The sequence below is a fragment of the Pseudomonas sp. F01002 genome (assembly GCF_004402115.1).
In the GTDB taxonomy this organism is placed as follows: Bacteria; Pseudomonadota; Gammaproteobacteria; order Pseudomonadales; family Pseudomonadaceae; genus Aquipseudomonas; species Aquipseudomonas frigoris.
The window spans coordinates 80,486-98,032 of record NZ_SOPU01000020.1 but is presented as its reverse complement, the minus strand read 5'-3'; the positions used below and the strand labels follow the sequence as shown (position 1 = coordinate 98,032).

13 protein-coding genes and 2 tRNA genes are annotated in these 17,547 nt (G+C 57.4%); 4 read left to right on the top strand and 11 right to left on the bottom strand.

Annotated features, from left to right (window positions below):
- The 7 genes from E3W21_RS18140 to E3W21_RS18105 all read right to left on the bottom strand — a co-directional run.
- On the bottom strand, positions 1 to 379 hold a 379-nt coding region (locus E3W21_RS18140; RefSeq protein WP_134418673.1), incomplete at its 3' end, for an Hcp family type VI secretion system effector.
- 602 nt (positions 380 to 981) lie between these two features.
- Positions 982 to 1,641 (bottom strand): carbonic anhydrase, encoded by a 660-nt coding sequence (locus E3W21_RS18135; protein ID WP_134421334.1) that lies wholly within the window; start codon positions 1,639 to 1,641, stop codon positions 982 to 984.
- Positions 1,642 to 1,996: 355 nt separating this feature from the next.
- Positions 1,997 to 4,369, bottom strand: coding sequence for a DEAD/DEAH box helicase family protein (locus E3W21_RS18130; RefSeq protein ID WP_134421333.1), 2,373 nt, complete (start codon positions 4,367 to 4,369; stop codon positions 1,997 to 1,999).
- Between the two features lie 196 nt (positions 4,370 to 4,565).
- Positions 4,566 to 4,841, bottom strand: a complete 276-nt coding sequence (locus E3W21_RS18125) for a hypothetical protein (protein ID WP_134421332.1) — start codon at positions 4,839 to 4,841, stop codon at positions 4,566 to 4,568.
- The gene (locus E3W21_RS18120; protein ID WP_134421331.1) at positions 4,838 to 5,818 is read right to left on the bottom strand and encodes an integrase domain-containing protein; all 981 of its coding nucleotides are present in this window, start codon (positions 5,816 to 5,818) and stop codon (positions 4,838 to 4,840) included. Before E3W21_RS18120 ends, E3W21_RS18125 begins: the two co-directional genes overlap by 4 nt.
- Positions 5,819 to 6,731: 913 nt before the next feature.
- Positions 6,732 to 8,054: an integrase arm-type DNA-binding domain-containing protein gene (locus E3W21_RS18110; RefSeq protein ID WP_134421330.1), complete on the bottom strand. Its 1,323-nt coding sequence runs from the start codon at positions 8,052 to 8,054 to the stop codon at positions 6,732 to 6,734.
- Positions 8,055 to 8,215: 161 nt separating this feature from the next.
- Positions 8,216 to 8,291, bottom strand: a tRNA-Asn gene (locus tag E3W21_RS18105).
- A 227-nt stretch (positions 8,292 to 8,518) separates the two neighbouring features.
- Here E3W21_RS18105 and E3W21_RS18100 point away from each other — a divergent pair.
- Entirely contained in the window at positions 8,519 to 8,749 is a 231-nt protein-coding gene (locus E3W21_RS18100) for a hypothetical protein (RefSeq protein ID WP_033061947.1), read from the top strand.
- On the opposite strand, the gene E3W21_RS18095 is transcribed toward E3W21_RS18100, so the two are convergent.
- Together E3W21_RS18095 and E3W21_RS18090 are read right to left on the bottom strand one after the other, a co-directional pair.
- The gene (locus tag E3W21_RS18095) at positions 8,746 to 8,946 is read right to left on the bottom strand and encodes a hypothetical protein (protein WP_134421329.1); all 201 of its coding nucleotides are present in this window, start codon (positions 8,944 to 8,946) and stop codon (positions 8,746 to 8,748) included. The genes E3W21_RS18100 and E3W21_RS18095 overlap by 4 nt on opposite strands.
- Positions 8,947 to 9,178: 232 nt before the next feature.
- A complete protein-coding gene (locus E3W21_RS18090) occupies positions 9,179 to 10,375 on the bottom strand; it encodes an amino acid aminotransferase (protein ID WP_134421328.1) in 1,197 nt (398 codons plus the stop codon).
- Positions 10,376 to 10,713: 338 nt separating this feature from the next.
- Between E3W21_RS18090 and uvrB the strand changes: the two genes are divergently transcribed.
- On the top strand, positions 10,714 to 12,729 hold the full coding sequence (uvrB, locus tag E3W21_RS18085; protein ID WP_129442989.1) for an excinuclease ABC subunit UvrB: 2,016 nt from the start codon (positions 10,714 to 10,716) through the stop codon (positions 12,727 to 12,729).
- A gap of 134 nt (positions 12,730 to 12,863) precedes the next feature.
- On the opposite strand, the gene E3W21_RS18080 is transcribed toward uvrB, so the two are convergent.
- Positions 12,864 to 14,414 carry an MDR family MFS transporter gene (locus tag E3W21_RS18080; RefSeq protein WP_134421327.1) on the bottom strand — a complete coding sequence of 517 codons (1,551 nt, stop codon included), beginning with the start codon at positions 14,412 to 14,414 and terminating at the stop codon, positions 12,864 to 12,866.
- A complete protein-coding gene (locus E3W21_RS18075) occupies positions 14,404 to 15,453 on the bottom strand; it encodes an HlyD family secretion protein (protein WP_134421326.1) in 1,050 nt (349 codons plus the stop codon). Before E3W21_RS18075 ends, E3W21_RS18080 begins: the two co-directional genes overlap by 11 nt.
- A 219-nt stretch (positions 15,454 to 15,672) precedes the next feature.
- On the opposite strand from E3W21_RS18075, the gene gltX reads away from it, so the two are divergent.
- Both gltX and E3W21_RS18065 read left to right on the top strand, forming a co-directional pair.
- Complete coding sequence (gene gltX / locus E3W21_RS18070) at positions 15,673 to 17,154, top strand: glutamate--tRNA ligase (protein WP_134421325.1); 1,482 nt, start codon at positions 15,673 to 15,675, stop codon at positions 17,152 to 17,154.
- Positions 17,155 to 17,437: 283 nt separating this feature from the next.
- Positions 17,438 to 17,513, top strand: a tRNA-Ala gene (locus tag E3W21_RS18065).
- Positions 17,514 to 17,547 lie beyond the last annotated feature (34 nt).

Here is a 17,547-nt window from a genome sequence, read left to right as displayed (position 1 = left end):
TTTTGTTGTTGATGGCGACGATGATCGCGTCTTCCAGTTTGGTGGTGTAGTAGTGCTCTTGGGTACCTTGAGCCGAAGTGCGGTACCACTGGATAACGATTTCGCTCATGCGCTCGCCGGAAGTCAGAGCTGCTTGCAGCAGTGGCGAAGCCTTGTCGTAGACCTTGGTGATCACAACTGGCTTGTGAACGCGCTGACCGGTTGGTTGGCCGGATTGCGGGTCACGCGGGATGATCACGTCGTGGCTGAAAGCCTGAACCATGACTTGGTCTTCGTGACCTTCCTGGTAGGTGTTGCCAACCGAGTCGGCGGTGAAGGCGCCGGCGGTGATCAGACCTTGTTTTTCGCCAGTGACGGACATGTACGCTGGTGTAGCCATGGATGTGCTCCTTGCTAAAAGTGAGGGTGCCCGGGAGGCGGTATCGCCCGGTGGGTGCCTAACTGTTATCAAGGTCCGTGCCAGAAATATTGAGGGCTATATAAACCGGGGAGATGGCCGAGGTTTTTCAATCGCTTGAGTGATTCTCAAGGATAAACACCTCACAAAGTGCGCAAGAAGTTGCGCAGTACTGCGCAACTTCTTGCGCACTCGTCTGTACAGAATGAATAACAAGGCTCGCAGAGATGTATCCATAGGGTTATCCACATTTGAGTGCGCAACTTCTTGCGCATAATGGCAATGAGGCATCAAAGGCGTTTGATAGTCGGTATCCAAGAGTTATGCATGCATTTATTTACCCTCCCGCGGCCGTTTCCTATTCAATAGCTGAGTTAGTAACTCGCAGCTACAGAAACCCAAAGTGGCCTTCTGCGACAGGCGGAAATCGGCCGTTTCCGGTCGTTCGCCAGTCCCGCGGAGCAGTCATTCGAACGACTGGTCCCCTCCGAAACTTGCTCGATAGAGGCAATGGCACTTCTCTGGCCTTAGCTGGGGCGAAAGTATCTCGGAAGTATGCGGCCACCCTCACTTGTCTGTCGCCATTACATCTGTCTGCCGTTACGCGCAGCGATCGCAACGGTGGTCGGCGAATCAGCAAGTGGAACGAAGTGTCGTGTCGCGCCATCAAGCGCATCGATGCACCCCATCTCGATGTCGTAGACCCAGCCGTGCAGGTTCATGCGCCCCTGCTCGAGCGCGAGTGCCACCGATGGATGCGTACGCAGATTCGCCAATTGCGCGATCACGTTTTCGCGCACGAGGCCGTCGAGCTTCGCGCGAGGGGTGTCGAACTCATGCGCCGCGTTAATTGCTTTCGCGGCGTCTGCGTGACGTAGCCAGTTAGCGACCGCCGGAAGATGATCCAGGCACGTGCAGCGTGAAATCGCGCCCATCGCCCCGCAATCCGAGTGACCGCAGATTACGATGTCCTGTACGCCGAGAACTGCTACCGCATATTCGACGGTGGCCGAGACGCCGCCGGGTTCAGGACCATACGACGGCACAATGTTGCCGGCGTTACGAATCACGAACAGCTCGCCCGGTTCGCGCTGTGTAAGGAGTTCGGGCACAACACGACTGTCCGAGCAGGTAACGAACAACGCCTTCGGATTTTGTGTCGTCGCGAGCTGCCTGAAAAGCTCTACGCGTTGCGGATAAACCTCGCGCTGAAAGCGCAGAAAACCGTCAATAATGTCACGCATGGAGTACTCCAAACCCAAATGCCGGATGTTGACACGGGCACTAGATATGCTACCGCGCCACTGTGGTGGTCATTATTGCAGACGTCGCGCGCGTTAGATGTACTTGATCAGCGATGGACATCGAGCCGCGATCAGCGCGGCTGATGTCCGAAATTTGCTGAGCTTCTAGGTAGATGAATCGTTCAAGGTTATCTAGACGTTAAACCAGAAGTCATAGGCTACAGGCATAATAAAATCTAGATTTTGGTACGGTTAAATTTACGTCATACCCGGTTTATCGCCCGGTTTTGAAGCTGTATATGATTTTTCTTTCACAGTGGTTGCGTTGCTCTCTGAACCGTCAACCACGTTAGAGTTAGAGTAGGTCCATGGTGGCCATGGAGTCAGCCGTACGGTAGCCCATCGCTTTGTAACCCGCCTGGCGCTTATCCCACATCCTCAGCAGTGCGACATTACCCCCGTCAACGAAGTCGATCACTCGCACGTCGGCCTTATCGGCATGCGATCGATGCAGACGCCCCGCATATTGCTGAAGGATTCCCTTCCATGAGATGGGCATTGCCAGCACCAGCGTGTCCAACGGCGGGTGATCGAAGCCTTCACCTACTAGTTTTCCTGTTGCCAACAGCACCCGTGGAGCATCAGGGGGAAGGGACTCAAGCTCATGCATACGGGAAAGGCGCTGTTTCTTAGGCACTCGCCCATGAAGCGTGAAAAGGTTATGCACACGCTGCTTCAATTCAAATTCAAGGGCATCCACATGTTCCGTCCGCTCCGTTAGCACTAGAATTTTTCTACCCTCGCTGTACGCCAGCTCAATCTCCGAGACGATTTTGGCTGTCCGCTCAGAGTCCTCGGCTAGATGCCGAAAAACGTCCTGAATCCCAAAGCCGTCGGGGACCACTATTGGTTTGGACAGCAATCGAGGCACTACAGATAGGTCATGAGGCGCATTCGCTGGCCGAGCAGCAGAATGTCGGATCGGTCCGCACTGCATGAAAATAATGGGCTGCTGCCCATCTCGGCGCACTGGGGTTGCGGTAAGTCCCAGCACGTACCGCGCGGTCGCGCTCCTCAGTAGTGCCTCGAACGACACTGCTGATAGGTGATGACACTCATCAACGATGATCTGGCCGTAGTTTTTTATCTGATCGCTGATCTCGCCTTTTCGTGATAGAGACTGCATTACGGCAATGTCGATGATGCCGGTAAGTTTCGCTTTTCCGCCTCCCAGAGTTCCAACGACACCATTCCCGACTCCCAAGAACGCCTGTAAGCGCTCTTGCCACTGCCTTAACAGTTCCGTCCGATGCACAAGCACCAATGTGTTTACGCCACGTTTAGCAATCAACGCAGCAGCACTCACCGTTTTACCGAACGCTGTCGGCGCGCAGAGGATACCGGTGTCATGACTTAGCATTGTGCTGATCGCATCTTCCTGGTCGGAGCGCAGGGTACCGAGGAAGCTCACGTCGATGGGACTACCTGCGAAGCGTTCATCTTGAAAAACTGGGGTAATGCCGTTTTCCCCTAACAGCTTCAGCACAGCATCCAAGCAGCCACGTGGCAGCGCAAAATGTTTGGGGAAATTCTGGGCGCAGCCGATGACCCTTGGCTTGTTCCACACTGACATACGCATGGCTTGAGCTTTATAGAATTCGGGGTTTTGAAAGGCAGCGAACCGGATAAGCTGGTTAGCCAATGGCTGTGGTAATTCAGCTTTTTCAAAGTAAATCATGTTAGCCAACGTGATGTTGACAGCATCAGGCAACGGGCATGTCAATTTACGTGATCTCGATTCACGACCTTTCCAAGGTTCCGCATCACCTTCTTCATCGACATAAGCGACCCCTAGAGGGTCCCGATTACCCATCGCCTGGATAATAACGGGCTGGATATCTTCTGGACTCATGCGCTGAATCGATGCCAGGAAGGCCCATTGATCATGATGAGGCTCAAGCGAGTCGTCTACAAAAACGCTATTGTTTTGGGCCCTAGCCCGCTTTTGCAAAGGGAGCGCAATGAGATTTCCAAAGCCGCCTTTGGGCATATAGTCCTGGTTTGGAAACAGTCGATCATAGGAGCTGAGCGCCAACTGGCGGGTGCGCTCACAGGCATGACTAATGATTGCGGCACCGAGGCGGCGCGCATCGCAGGCAGGAACATTACGCTCAAAGAAAATCCAGCCATGAGCTCCTTGGCCTGAGCGCGATATTTCCAGCGCCACCGGGACGTTCAGCTCATGGCATGACTGCACAAAAGCTTTGGAATCATCTCGCCATTCGGCCTCATCGAAGTCGACTGCCAAAAAATAACAAGTGTCATCAGAGAGTAGGGGGTAGATACCAACGACCACTTCGCCCGCCAGATGGCGATAGACCACCTCATCGGTCAGCGGAAGCAGCTGGCGGTTACCGCAGTCGCCACATTTAATTCGGGGCTTCTCACAAACGCCAGGCCTCCATTCGTTTGCGCAAGCGGGTGCGTATCCTGATTTGCCTGCCTTGCTTTCCCAGCGGATGGGATAAACGTCCGTCCTACCACGAAACAAGCTTCGGAATAGGGCAAGCTTTCCATCAGTATCGAGTTGCTGTGATTGTTCTGCTTGGACAATCGATATCTTGACTGGCTCAGCAGGCGGGCGCCATTCGATGCCATGAGCATCCAGCAAGGCAACCAATCTTGCATTCTCAGCCCTTAGCTTCGCCACCAGACTAGTGTCTATCACCGCCTTCAGCCTCTACGTCTCAGGTGAAGCCTGTAGCCTCGAGCTACAACCCTCAGTCCATCAGTAAAACATAGAGGTTATCAAACAACAGAGGTTAGGTTCAGGAGCTCAAGAGGTCCGCCCTAATCCCAATCAAATTGTTGGCTGGCTCAATCTGCCAGTTAGGGATACAGAGCGCGCAGTTGCTGGCATTCGGCTAACGCTGAAAATTCCAGGATTTTCCTAGGCGCAGAGTGATCAGGCTTGTGGTCAGCAGGTAGTAGTAGCGCGTCGATTTCGAGTTTGAGTTCATGTGGTGGTTCAAAAACCAAACGAGATGTTTTCTTTGCCATGTCCATGGATTATCTCGGTTCCAACGTTCAGAAATGGCTGCTTGAATAGTCTTGGTCTGGCGGATGTGACGTTCGCGTGTGGCATGTGCTCCAGTCAGCACCCCAGCCAAGAAGATCTCCATATCGAATGGTTTATTCATACCCGACCACCGATATACGCCGATACCACGTCGATTCGACCATGTCCCAGCTCATAGCTGATTTGTAAGCGTGCCTCTCGATCAAGGCGTGGATCGAGGCGCCTGCACCTGCCCCCGTTAATGGGTGCTAGGTGGTGGGTGATCTGCTCATAGCGTTCGCACGCATTAGCCGCACGCAGTTCGTGGAAGCCTTTGAGGTTGTGTGTATGGAGGATATCTCGGGCGGGTCGGACGATTTCCCGTTGGAAGTCGAGGTAGCTTTCGTTCGGTGCCAGCAGGTTGCGGCTGCCGTCGGGCGAGACCTGTTCGGCGTGCCTCAGCGCTTCGCGAATATGGTCATCCACCATGATCCAACGAGGCGCGGTTGCGCCGCCGCGGCCACCTTTGGTGCCATCCTGGATGTTGATCTTGTCGTAGTGTTCGGCTTCTCTTTGCAGGCGCGGAAGGTCGGTCAAGATGGCCTCACGCAAGCGCATGCCGGTTGCTCGCGCCAACTGCGCGATGGCGGCAACACGTGGCTGCTGATGTCCGCAGAGAGCGTCGACGATCCGCTTCACGTGTTCGCGGTCTTGCCCTTGTGGCACCGAGCGACGAACACCGGTGCGCCGCATACCCAGCGCCTTACTCGGACTCGGCACTTTCACATACTGATCACCGCGAAGCGCGGCGAGGGTCCGGTTTACACTGGACAACCGGTTTTGCGCGGTGGCGATGCCGATAGCCCCATGTTCAACTTGCTGACGCAGATGTCCGGTGTAGTCCAGCAAGGTCTGCCGATCAATTTGTCGCGCATCGTTAAACCCCGGCCCATCCTCTGAGCGGCACCAACGTACAAATGCCTGCCACCGATCACTGTGCGCTTTGGCCGTCCCGTAATGCCCGCCGCCAAACAGATCACGTAGCGCCTGTGGCCCGGCATAACTCAGTTGCCGTCCATAGCCAAAGTTCCGCCCGTCCCGTCTACCTGCCGATGCCATGATCAAACTCCTCTCGAAGCCAAAACCTTTGAAACCTTCCCCACGTCATCCCGCCACGAATGTTGAGTGTTATCAGGGATCAAGGTCCCTGCGACCTGTGAGGGTTATCCACTAACGCGGGATTGGCGGCTCTTTACGAACGGGAGCTTGGGCATCTCATGATCTGGCCTCCTGAGCACTTCCGAGGAGGTGGGCGGGTGGAGGCTGCACTGGCTGACGAGACCGGCGCCGCGAGATCCTGAGTCGGGTGAAGGCAGTGAAGCGATGACAGGGGCGTGCCTGACTGTCAGTCAGGTGCAGTCCATTCCTTGGGCTGCGGCACCATCATCTGCATCGCTGTTGCTGGTGACTTCGGTGTTTGTCACGCCGATTGTCACGAGGGGGAATGCCGCAAAGCCTTGTACTAGTTGGGCTGCAGCAGCGGTAGGAGCGCCCGTCTCTTTCCGGAAGAAAGAGACGGGCGCAGGTTGGCGCAAGGAAATGGCCAAGCAGATAGGTTGCTGCAGGGCAGTTGGGTAGGGGGATGTATTTGCCGCAGTGGGCACTCTGGTAGAAGTAGGCATCCATCACATCGCTGTGACCGTGCGAGCCACCGGACGCTAATCGCACTTTGGGAGAACCACCACGGTGTGGCGTAGCCTTAAAGGTTCTGGCTACCTGGGTTGCTGTCAACGACAGCGCTTTGCCCGATCTTTTCTACGCCTGTGGATAATTAGGGTCAAGGCTCGATTTTTCGAGAATTCTGCGGTTGCGAATGACATCAGCCGTCTATGGAAATCCGTGGTTTCCAGAAGACAGTTGTACTGATTTTTAGATTTTTCAAGTGAGGTCCATCCAAACAGGGCGGCTTTGCAGCCCTGTTTGGATGGACCCGCGTGGACAAGCGGATCACTGAGATATGAGGACCGAGCGCTTACTCAGTTGCGCCACGTTTTGCTTTTAGGCGAGTGACATTCGCACCCGTCTGATTGGCGAATTCGCGTGGGCTGACATGCTTCTGCTGATTAGCCTCAAGGTAGCGACTCCACCAGTTCATGATCAGCCTGCGCTCCTCAATGAACTCGGCTTTGTGGATGTAGGCGGCGCGGACGTTGTTGCGTTCCTTGTGGCTCATCTGCCGCTCGATGGCTGTGTCCGTCCACAAACTTGACTCGATCAGTGCGCTGCAGGCCATCGAGCGAAACCCATGCCCACAGATCTCGGATTTGGTGTCGTACCCCATCTTCCTAAGCGCGCTGTTCACCGTGTTTTCGGACATTGGTTTCCAAGACTTGGTATCGCCTGCGAACACCAAGTCAAATTTGCCTGTGATTGTGTGGATCTGCTCGAGCAGGGCGATCGCTTGCGGCGATAAGGGTACAAGATGGATATCGCCTGCCATCTTCGTACCCCTTGTGGAAAAGGGTACGCCTTCCAACGCTGGTCGCGTGTCGGGTATTTCCCAGACGCCACTTTTGAGGTCGAACTCGCTCCAGCGGGCGAAGCGCAGCTCGCTGGAGCGTACAAACACGTGCAGCGACAGCAAGACCGTCAGCCGGGTAAGTGCGCGGCCTTTATAGGTGTCGATCCGTTCCTGCAATTCAGGCAAGCGCGATAAGGATAAGGCGGGGCGGTGGACGACCCGCGAGGCTTTGATCGAGCCTACGAGGTCGTAAGCAGGGTTTACGGTGATAAGTCGGAGGCGCTTTGCCTCGCGCATGATGCTCTGCAGGTAGTTTTGTACCCTTAAAGCAATGTCTATCGTTCCGCGCTTCTTAATCGCGTCCAGGGGCCGCATAAGGTCGTGGGTATCAAGGTCGACAATGGCGCGGGCGCCGATCAGCGGGAAGAGGTGAGTTTTGAGGCGACTCATCACTGTCTTGGAATAGTCCGGTGCCCACTTGGCTGACATTTCCGTGTGCCAGCCGAGGGCAACGCTTTCAAAGGTGCGGCCTTTGATCAGAGCGTCCGTCTTGGCTTGGTTCTTGGCTCCTATAGGGTCAATGCCATTCGCCAGCATTCGCTTGACCTCCAAGCGCTTGCGGCGCGCATCCGCGAGGCCAACGATGGGGTAGTTGCCGAATGAGGTCAGTCCTTCCCGGCCATCAGGTTTGACGTATCTGAGACGCCAGCCTTTGCGGCCATTGGGTTGGACTAGAAGGTAAAGGCCGTCGCCGTCGAAAAGCTTGTAGGCGCGGTCTGTGGGCTTGGCCGAACGGCAAGCGGCGTCGGAGAGTGGAGCAGTAGTGCGCGACATAAGGGTACTCCCTTTTATCGAACTGACCTTTATCCCAAACTCTACCCTTAAAATGGCTGGTATCCAGCGGAATCCGACAGAACGCCAAAACGAAAAAAACCGCCAGAAGGCGGGTTTTCGGGGGTTTCAGAGATTTTGAAAGCCGTCTCTGGAACCTTGTTTGGCTCCACGACCTGGACTCGAACCAGGGACCCAGTGATTAACAGTCACTTGCTCTACCAACTGAGCTATCGCGGAATGACCTGTATGTTACTGATTCAAAAAGAGAAGTCAAGCACCTGTTAGCCATTTGGCGGGTTCGTGGGGACGGACGGTGGTTTATCGACCGTGGGCGGTTACCAGAATCTCCTCAGAGGTCTACCATGGCGGCCCGGAAGTGGTTACACGCGCTGCCGGCCATTCGCCGAAAAGGTACGCGCCATGAATCACCCAACCATCACACCTCGTCACAACGGGGTGTTCGCATGAGCATCGCTCAGATCAGCCTGCCCAAAGGCGTCGGCCCTCACGCCGAAAAACTGTTCGACGCAATCACTCAGGCCAGCACCGCTGACGAATTGAACCGTGCCGGTGGCAAGGCGGAAGGCTTTGTATTGGGCCTGGAAAGCGCCAAGGCCATCAAAAGCCAGGTCGCCGAATCGCTCTACGTTGCCTATGACGACGCTGCCAGCCAGCGCGCAACCGAACTGGCCTAACCGCCGAAGGTGACGGTGGCGACCATCAATTTGGCGTACAGCATCGTTGCGGTCAGCTGCACCAGCCACAAGGCCAGGCCGCCGAGAAACACGCCGGCAGCGACTTGCATCACCAGGTTGTTACTGCGTTTGGCCGGGGTGCGAGGCACGAAGTGGTCCAGCTCATCTCGGTCGGCGCGTAGGTCATCGTTTTTCATGTAGGCTCTCAAAAATTCTCGGGTGTACATAAAACCTTGTGGGAGCGGGCTTGCTCGCGAAGGCGGCGGCACATTCAGCATCAATGTGACTGATCGGCCGCTTTCGCGAGCAAGCCCGCTCCCACATTTGATCTGCGTGCAGTCTAGAGCGGTCGTTCGCTGCGCTGGGAACTATCTGAGGCAAATAAAACGGGAAGCCCAAGGGCTTCCCGTTTTTTTACCGCTCGACGACTCAGATCACCGCAACGATGGCCTTGGTCACAACGTCGATGTTGCTCTGGTTCAACGCGGCGACGCAGATGCGGCCGGTGTCCAGGGCGTAGATACCGAACTCGCTGCGCAGGCGGGTCACTTGCTCAACCGTCAGGCCGGAGTAGGAGAACATGCCGCGCTGACGACCGACGAAGCTGAAATCACGCTGTGGAGCTTGCTTCGCCAACTGCTCAACCATCTGGATGCGCATGCCGCGAATCCGCAGACGCATTTCAGCCAGTTCTTCTTCCCACTGAGCGCGCAGTTCCGGGCTGTTCAGTACAGCGGCGACGATGCTTGCACCGTGGGTCGGCGGGTTGGAGTAGTTGGTGCGGATCACGCGTTTGACTTGCGACAGCACGCGCGCGCTTTCTTCTTTCGATTCGCTGACGATCGACAGGGCGCCCACGCGCTCGCCGTACAACGAGAAGGATTTGGAGAACGAGCTGGAGACGAAGAAGGTCAGGCCCGATTCAGCGAACAGACGCACGGCAGCGGCGTCTTCGTCGATGCCATCGCCAAAGCCCTGGTAGGCCATGTCGAGGAACGGTACGTGACCTTTGGCTTTCACCACGTCCAGTACGTTTTTCCAGTCCGCCGGGCTCAGGTCCACGCCGGTCGGGTTGTGGCAGCAAGCGTGCAGGACAACGATGGAGCCGGACGGCAGAGCATTGAGGTCTTCCAGCAGGCCAGCACGGTTCACATCGTGGGTCGCGGCGTCGTAGTAGCGATAGTTCTGCACCGGGAAACCGGCTGTTTCGAACAGCGCGCGGTGGTTTTCCCAGCTTGGGTCGCTAATCGCCACGACGGCGTTCGGCAGCAGTTGCTTGAGGAAGTCGGCACCGATTTTCAGTGCGCCAGTACCGCCAACGGCCTGGGTAGTGATGACGCGGCCAGCGGCGATCAGTGGCGAGTCATTGCCGAACAGCAGTTTCTGCACAGCCTGGTCGTAGGCGGCGATACCGTCGATTGGCAAGTAGCCACGGGAAGCGTGTTGAGCGACGCGAATCGTCTCGGCTTCGACAACGGCGCGCAGGAGTGGAATTCGCCCCTCCTCGTTGCAGTAAACACCGACCCCCAGGTTGACTTTGTTGGTACGGGTATCGGCGTTGAATGCTTCGTTGAGGCCCAGGATTGGATCGCGTGGTGCCATTTCGACAGCGGAGAACAGGCTCATTTTTGCGGCGGCTCTGAATGGAAAGTGGAGGGACGTGTCGCGCTCCAGCCGAATGCACTAGAGCGGTGCACAAACGGGGAGCTAGTATAGAGGCCATCCGCGATTGATGGCGACAGACGATTCGGCTTTTACGGTAAGTTTTTCCGATTATTTCTTGACCGTTAGTCGATTGGCATCGTCAAAGGTTTTACCCGATGTAGGACGTTTGCCTTGAAAGCGCGGGCAATCGGCTCCACATTGAGCACAATCCAGTTTTTTCCTCGGGCGACATCGGTCGTTTGCGGTCCTTCCCGTTGCTGCCCGGTTCGCCCGGGCAGGCGCGAACCCAGAGGTTTTTCATGTCTGAATTCCAGCTAGTCACCCGCTTCGAGCCCGCCGGCGATCAGCCGGAAGCCATCCGCCTGATGGTCGAGGGCATCGAAGCCGGGCTGGCGCACCAGACGTTGCTCGGTGTGACCGGCTCGGGCAAGACCTTCAGCATCGCCAATGTGATCGCCCAGATTCAGCGTCCGACCCTGGTGCTGGCGCCGAACAAGACCCTGGCCGCGCAGTTGTACGGTGAGTTCAAGGCGTTCTTCCCGAACAACGCGGTCGAATACTTCGTTTCGTATTACGACTACTACCAGCCCGAAGCCTATGTGCCGTCATCGGATACGTTCATCGAGAAAGACGCCTCGATCAACGATCACATCGAGCAAATGCGGCTGTCCGCGACCAAGGCACTGCTGGAGCGCAAGGACGCGATCATTGTCACCACGGTGTCGTGCATCTACGGTCTGGGCAGTCCGGAAACCTATTTGAAGATGGTGCTGCACGTGGACCGCGGCGACAAGCTCGATCAGCGTGCGTTGCTGCGTCGCCTGGCAGACCTGCAATACACTCGCAACGACATGGAGTTTGCCCGTGCGACCTTCCGGGTCCGCGGCGATGTAATCGATATTCACCCGGCGGAATCCGATTTCGAAGCGATCCGCATCGAGCTGTTCGATGACGAAGTCGAGAGCCTGTCCGCCTTCGATCCGCTGACCGGCGAAGTGATCCGCAAGTTGCCGCGGTTTACGTTCTATCCGAAAAGCCACTACGTCACCCCGCGAGAAACCCTGCTGGGTGCCGTCGAAGGGATCAAAGTCGAGTTGCAGGAGCGCCTGGACTACCTGCGCTCCAACAATAAACTCGTTGAGGCCCAGCGCCTGGAGCAGCGCACCCGTTTCGACCTCGAGATGATCCTCGAACTGGGTTACTGCAATGGTATCGAAAACTACTCGCGCTACCTGTCGGGCCGTGAATCCGGCCAGGCGCCGCCAACTTTGTTTGACTACCTGCCGGCCGACGCCTTGCTGGTGATCGACGAATCCCATGTCAGCGTGCCGCAGGTCGGCGCCATGTATAAGGGCGACCGTTCGCGTAAAGAGACGCTGGTGGAATACGGTTTCCGTCTGCCGTCCGCGCTGGATAACCGGCCGATGCGCTTCGACGAGTTCGAAAGCATCAGCCCGCAGACAATCTTTGTCTCGGCCACACCGGGCAATTACGAGGCGGAGCACGCCGGTCGCGTAGTCGAGCAACTGGTCCGCCCGACTGGCCTGGTGGACCCGCAAATCGAAATCCGCCCGGCGTTGACCCAGGTCGACGATTTGCTTTCGGAGATCGGCAAGCGCGTGGCGCTGGAAGAGCGGGTGCTGGTCACCACGCTGACCAAACGGATGTCCGAAGACTTGACCGATTACCTGGCCGACCACGGCGTACGGGTGCGTTATCTGCACTCGGACATCGACACCGTGGAGCGGGTCGAAATCATCCGCGATCTGCGTCTGGGCACCTTCGATGTGCTGGTGGGGATCAACCTGCTGCGTGAAGGCCTGGACATGCCGGAAGTCTCGCTGGTGGCGATCCTCGATGCGGACAAGGAAGGCTTCCTGCGTTCCGAGCGCTCGCTGATCCAGACCATCGGCCGGGCGGCGCGCAACCTCAATGGTCGGGCGATTCTCTATGCGGATCGCATCACCGGTTCCATGGAGCGGGCGATTGGCGAGACCGAGCGTCGTCGCGACAAGCAGATCGCCTTCAACCTGGCCAATGGCATCACGCCCAAGGGCGTGTTCAAGGACGTTGCCGACATCATGGAAGGCGCCACCGTGCCGGGTTCGCGTAGCAAGAAGCGCAAAGGCATGGCCAAGGCCGCCGAGGAAAACGCCAAGTACGAAGCCGAACTGCGCTCACCGGGCGAAATCGCCAAGCGTATCAAGGCGCTGGAAGAGAAAATGTACCAACTCGCCCGCGACCTGGAGTTCGAAGCCGCGGCGCAGATGCGCGACGAGATTGGCAAGTTGCGTGAGCGGTTGATCACCGTCTGAGTCTTACGGTGGCTGTTATGGCCTCTTCGCGAGCAAGCCCGCTCCCACATTCGATCGAGTTGTCCGGCCGGACGCGGTCAAATGTGGGAGCGGGCCTGCTCGCGAAGGCGTCCGACGAAACACCAAATTTTCAGCTAGTGTGCTTCTCCAGCCTTCAATCCCGCCGGCAACGCCTTGGTCAGCAACACCGCCAGCATGCTGATCCCCAGCGCAATCCCGACAAAGTGAAACGCATCGTTGTAAGCCATGATCGACGCCTGCTGATGCGCGATTTCACTGAGCTTGCCCAGCGCTGCCGTCTCACTGCCAAACCGATCCGTCAGCGACGCCATGCGCTCGGCCACCTGCGGGTTGGTCGGCACAACCGCTTCACGTAAATAATCAAAGTAAGTCTTGGTTCGCGCATCCAGTAACGTGGCGAGGAGGGCAATGCCAATCGCGCCGCCGAGGTTGCGCAGGATGTTGAACAGGCTCGACGCCGACCCCGCGTCCTGCGGCAGGATGTAGGCGGTGGCGATCAACGAAATGGTCACCATGATCAGCGGCTGACCCAGTGCGCGGATGATCTGGATTTGATTGAACTGCGGCCCGGCGAAGTCCGGGTTCAACACCCCCGATGAAAAACTCGCCAATCCAAATAGCCCGAAACCCAACGTGCACAGCCATTTTGGCGAGACGTACTTCATCAGCTTCGGCACCAGCGGAATCAGAAACAACTGCGGCACGCCCATCCACATGATTACTTCGCCGATTTGCAGGGCGTTGTAGTTCTGGATCTGCGCCAGGTACAGCGGCAACAGGTAGATCGAACCGTACAATCCGACACCCATCCCGACACTGGAAATACTCGATAAACCAAAATTGCGATTGCGCAGGATGCCGAGGTTGATCAGCGGATTGGGTTTGGACGTCTGCACGATCACAAAGGTGATCAGGCTGACTAGCGCAATGCTGCCCAAGGTCACGATCAGGCTCGATTCCAGCCAGTCCTTGCGATGGCCTTCCTCCAGAAACACCTGTAAACAACCGAGGCCAACGCCGAGCGTGAGAATGCCCAGGTAGTCGGTGCTTTTCAGTAGCTCCCAGTGAGCTTCTTTCTTCTCCAGGCCGTACATCAGACCGGCGATCATGATCAGGCCCGGCGGAATGTTGATGTAGAAGATGTATTCCCAGCCCCAATTCTCGGTCAGCCAGCCGCCGAGGGTCGGGCCGATGGAGGGTGCGAACGTTGCGGTCATGGCGAACATCGCCATGCCTTTGGCGCGGTGGTGTTCGGGGAGTTTGATCAGCGTCAGGGTGAACGCCAGAGGGATCAGCGCGCCGCCGGTAAAGCCCTGCAAGGCACGGAAGACGATCATGCTCTCCAGGCTCCACGCCATGGAGCAGAGTAGGGAAGCAGCGAGAAACCCGAGGGACACCCACACCGCCAGCCGCCGCGCCGAGAGCAACTGCACCAGCCACGCGGTCAGCGGGATCATGATGATTTCCGCCACCAGGTACGAGGTGGAAATCCATGAGCCTTCTTCCAGGGTCGCCGACAGCGCGCCTTGAATATCCTTGAGCGACGAGTTGGTGATCTGGATGTCGAGCACCGCCATGAAGGCGCCGAGCATCACGCTCATTACCGCGATCCAGTCCCGCCGGGTCGGTTCGCCGACCGGGCGGATCAGTTGGTCACCGGCCATCGTCAGGGGCGTCTTTAATGTTCACTTTGGCGGTGACCGACATGCCCGGACGAATCTTGCCTTGCAGCGGGTTGTTCGCGGCGAAGGTCAGTTTTACCGGAATCCGTTGTACGACTTTGGTGAAGTTGCCGGTGGCATTGTCCGGCGGCAGCAGGCTGAACTGCGCACCCGAAGCGGCAAACAGGCTGTCGACTCGTGCTTCGATGGGCGTGTTGCTGTAGGCGTCGAAAGTCAGCTCGGCGGTTTGGCCGGGCTGCATGCGGCCGATCTGGGTTTCCTTGAAGTTGGCCTGAATCCAGATGTCCTGATCCGGAACGATCGACATCAGGTAAGCACCTGCCTGCACATACTGGCCTTCGCGGGCGGCGCGCTGGCCGACCAGGCCGCTGATGGGCGCGTGGATTTCGCTGCGGGTCAGGTTCAGTTCGGCCTGGGCCAGATCGGTTTTGGCGTTGGCGATCATGGCGTCGAGGCGTTTGATCTCGGCGGCCAGGGAGTTGATTTGTTGGCGCTGACTTTGTGCGTCCGCCTGGGCCTTGGTCACTTGCGAGCGGGCGATGTGGTTGTCGGCGGAGAGGGTCGTCACCCGTTCTTCCGAGACATAGCCGGGTTTGCGCAGGGTTTGCGCGCGAGACAAATCGATCTGCGAACGACCGAGGCTGGCCTGGCTGGACGCGACTTGCGCCTCGCTGGCGGCGATCAGACTGGCTTGCTGAGTCAGTTTGCTTCGGGCTTGCACGCGTTCAGCTTCACGGGTGGCGAGGGCGGCATTGGCGCGGTCGACGGCGAGGTGGAAGTCATCGCCTTCGAGCTTGATCAGCAGCTGACCTTTCTCGACGTGCTGGTTGTCCTGCACCAGCACCTGATCAATGCGCGCGCCCAATTGACTCGACACGCGGGTGATCTCGCCCTGGACATAAGCGTTGTCGGTGCTTTCATAAAACCGTCCCTTGAAGAACCACTGGGCAAAAAAGCCCCCGGCAATCAACAGGACGATCAACAGGAAAATAAACAGGCGACGCTTGAGTTGGGCAGGCATGGGCAGACTGTAGTCGAGAAATTATAAGGAAAGTTATCAGTGGTCAAATCTGGCATACAGCGAATGATGGGTAAATGCCATCGGCTGATAATCGGCCATTCACCGAGGCTGGAGCCCGTTGTAGACGCAACCTTGGCTTAAATGCCCTGCTCACTGGAGCCGGGCGGGCAACGCCTGTTACCATTCGCCCTTTGTTTTATCTTCATTTCGAGACTTGCCATGACCACCGTCCGCACTCGCATCGCGCCATCGCCTACCGGGGACCCCCACGTAGGTACCGCTTACATCGCTTTGTTCAACTACTGCTTTGCCAAGCAGCACGGCGGTGAGTTCATCCTGCGGATCGAAGACACTGACCAATTGCGTTCGACCCGCGAGTCCGAACAACAGATTTTCGACGCCCTGCGCTGGTTGGGTATCGACTGGAGCGAAGGCCCGGACGTTGGCGGCCCGCACGGTCCTTACCGTCAGAGCGAGCGTGGCGACATCTATCAGAAGTACTGCCAGCAATTGGTCGAAATGGGCCACGCTTTCCCGTGCTTCTGTACGGCCGAAGAACTCGACCAGATGCGCGCCGAGCAAATGGCCCGCGGCGAAACCCCGCGTTACGACGGCCGTGCGCTGTTGCTGTCCAAGGAAGAAGTCGCTTCCCGCCTGGCCGCTGGCGAGCCGCACGTGATCCGCATGAAAGTGCCGAGCGAAGGCGTTTGCGTGGTGCCGGACATGCTGCGTGGCGACGTCGAGATCCCGTGGGATCGTATGGACATGCAAGTGCTGATGAAGACCGACGGCCTGCCGACGTACTTCCTGGCCAACGTGGTCGATGACCACCTGATGGGCATCACCCACGTTCTGCGCGGCGAAGAATGGCTGCCCTCGGCACCGAAACTGATTCTGCTGTACGAGTACTTCGGCTGGGAACAACCAGAGCTGTGCTACATGCCGCTGCTGCGTAACCCGGACAAGAGCAAGCTGTCCAAACGCAAGAACCCGACCTCGGTGACGTTCTACGAACGCATGGGTTTCATGCCGGAAGCGATGCTCAACTACCTCGGTCGCATGGGCTGGTCGATGCCGGACGAGCGCGAGAAGTTCTCGCTGCAGGAAATGGTCGACCACTTCGACCTGAGCCGCGTCTCCCTCGGCGGGCCGATTTTCGACATCGAGAAACTGTCGTGGCTCAACGGCCAATGGCTGCGTGACCTGCCGGTGGAAGAGTTCGCTTCGCGCCTGCAAACATGGGCGTTGAACCCTGAATACATGATGAAGATCGCGCCGCACGTGCAGGGTCGGGTTGAAACCTTCAGCCAGGTCGCGCCTCTGGCCGGTTTCTTCTTCGCCGGTGGCGTGAACCCGGACGCCAAACTGTTTGAATCCAAAAAGCTGTCGGGCGATCAGGTGCGTCAGTTGATGCAGTTGATCCTGTGGAAGCTGGAAAGCCTGCGTCAGTGGGAGAAGGACAGCATCACCGCAACGATTCATGCGGTGGTCGAATCCCTGGAGCTGAAGCTGCGTGACGCCATGCCGCTGATGTTTGCCGCGATCACTGGCCAGGCGAGTTCGGTGTCGGTTCTTGATGCGATGGAAATCCTTGGCCCGGACCTGACCCGTTTCCGTCTGCGCCAGGCGATCGACTTGCTGGGCGGCGTGTCGAAGAAGGAAAACAAGGAGTGGGAAAAACTCTTGGGCAACATCGCCTGATTCCCACTGTTCTCTGTAGCAGCTGCCGAAGGCTGCGTTGGGCTGCGCAGCAGCCCCTTATGGCAGCAACACAATCTGTCTGAAAGGGCAGGGTGGCCGAATCGCGAGCGCTACGCACTCGAACGCAGCCTGCGGCAGCTGCTACAGGAACGGATACATCCCCGGATTTACGGGGGAGGGCGGTAAGTGATTGTTATGTCGGCAAAAAACTTTGAAATATTTTAAAAATAAGTTTGACAGCCTTCCGATGCGCCATTAAGATTCGCCCCGTCCTCAGCGATGAGGGGCTATAGCTCAGCTGGGAGAGCGCTTGCATGGCATGCAAGAGGTCGACGGTTCGATCCCGTCTAGCTCCACCAATTTACACTTCAAGGTCTGGCCACACCGGCCTTG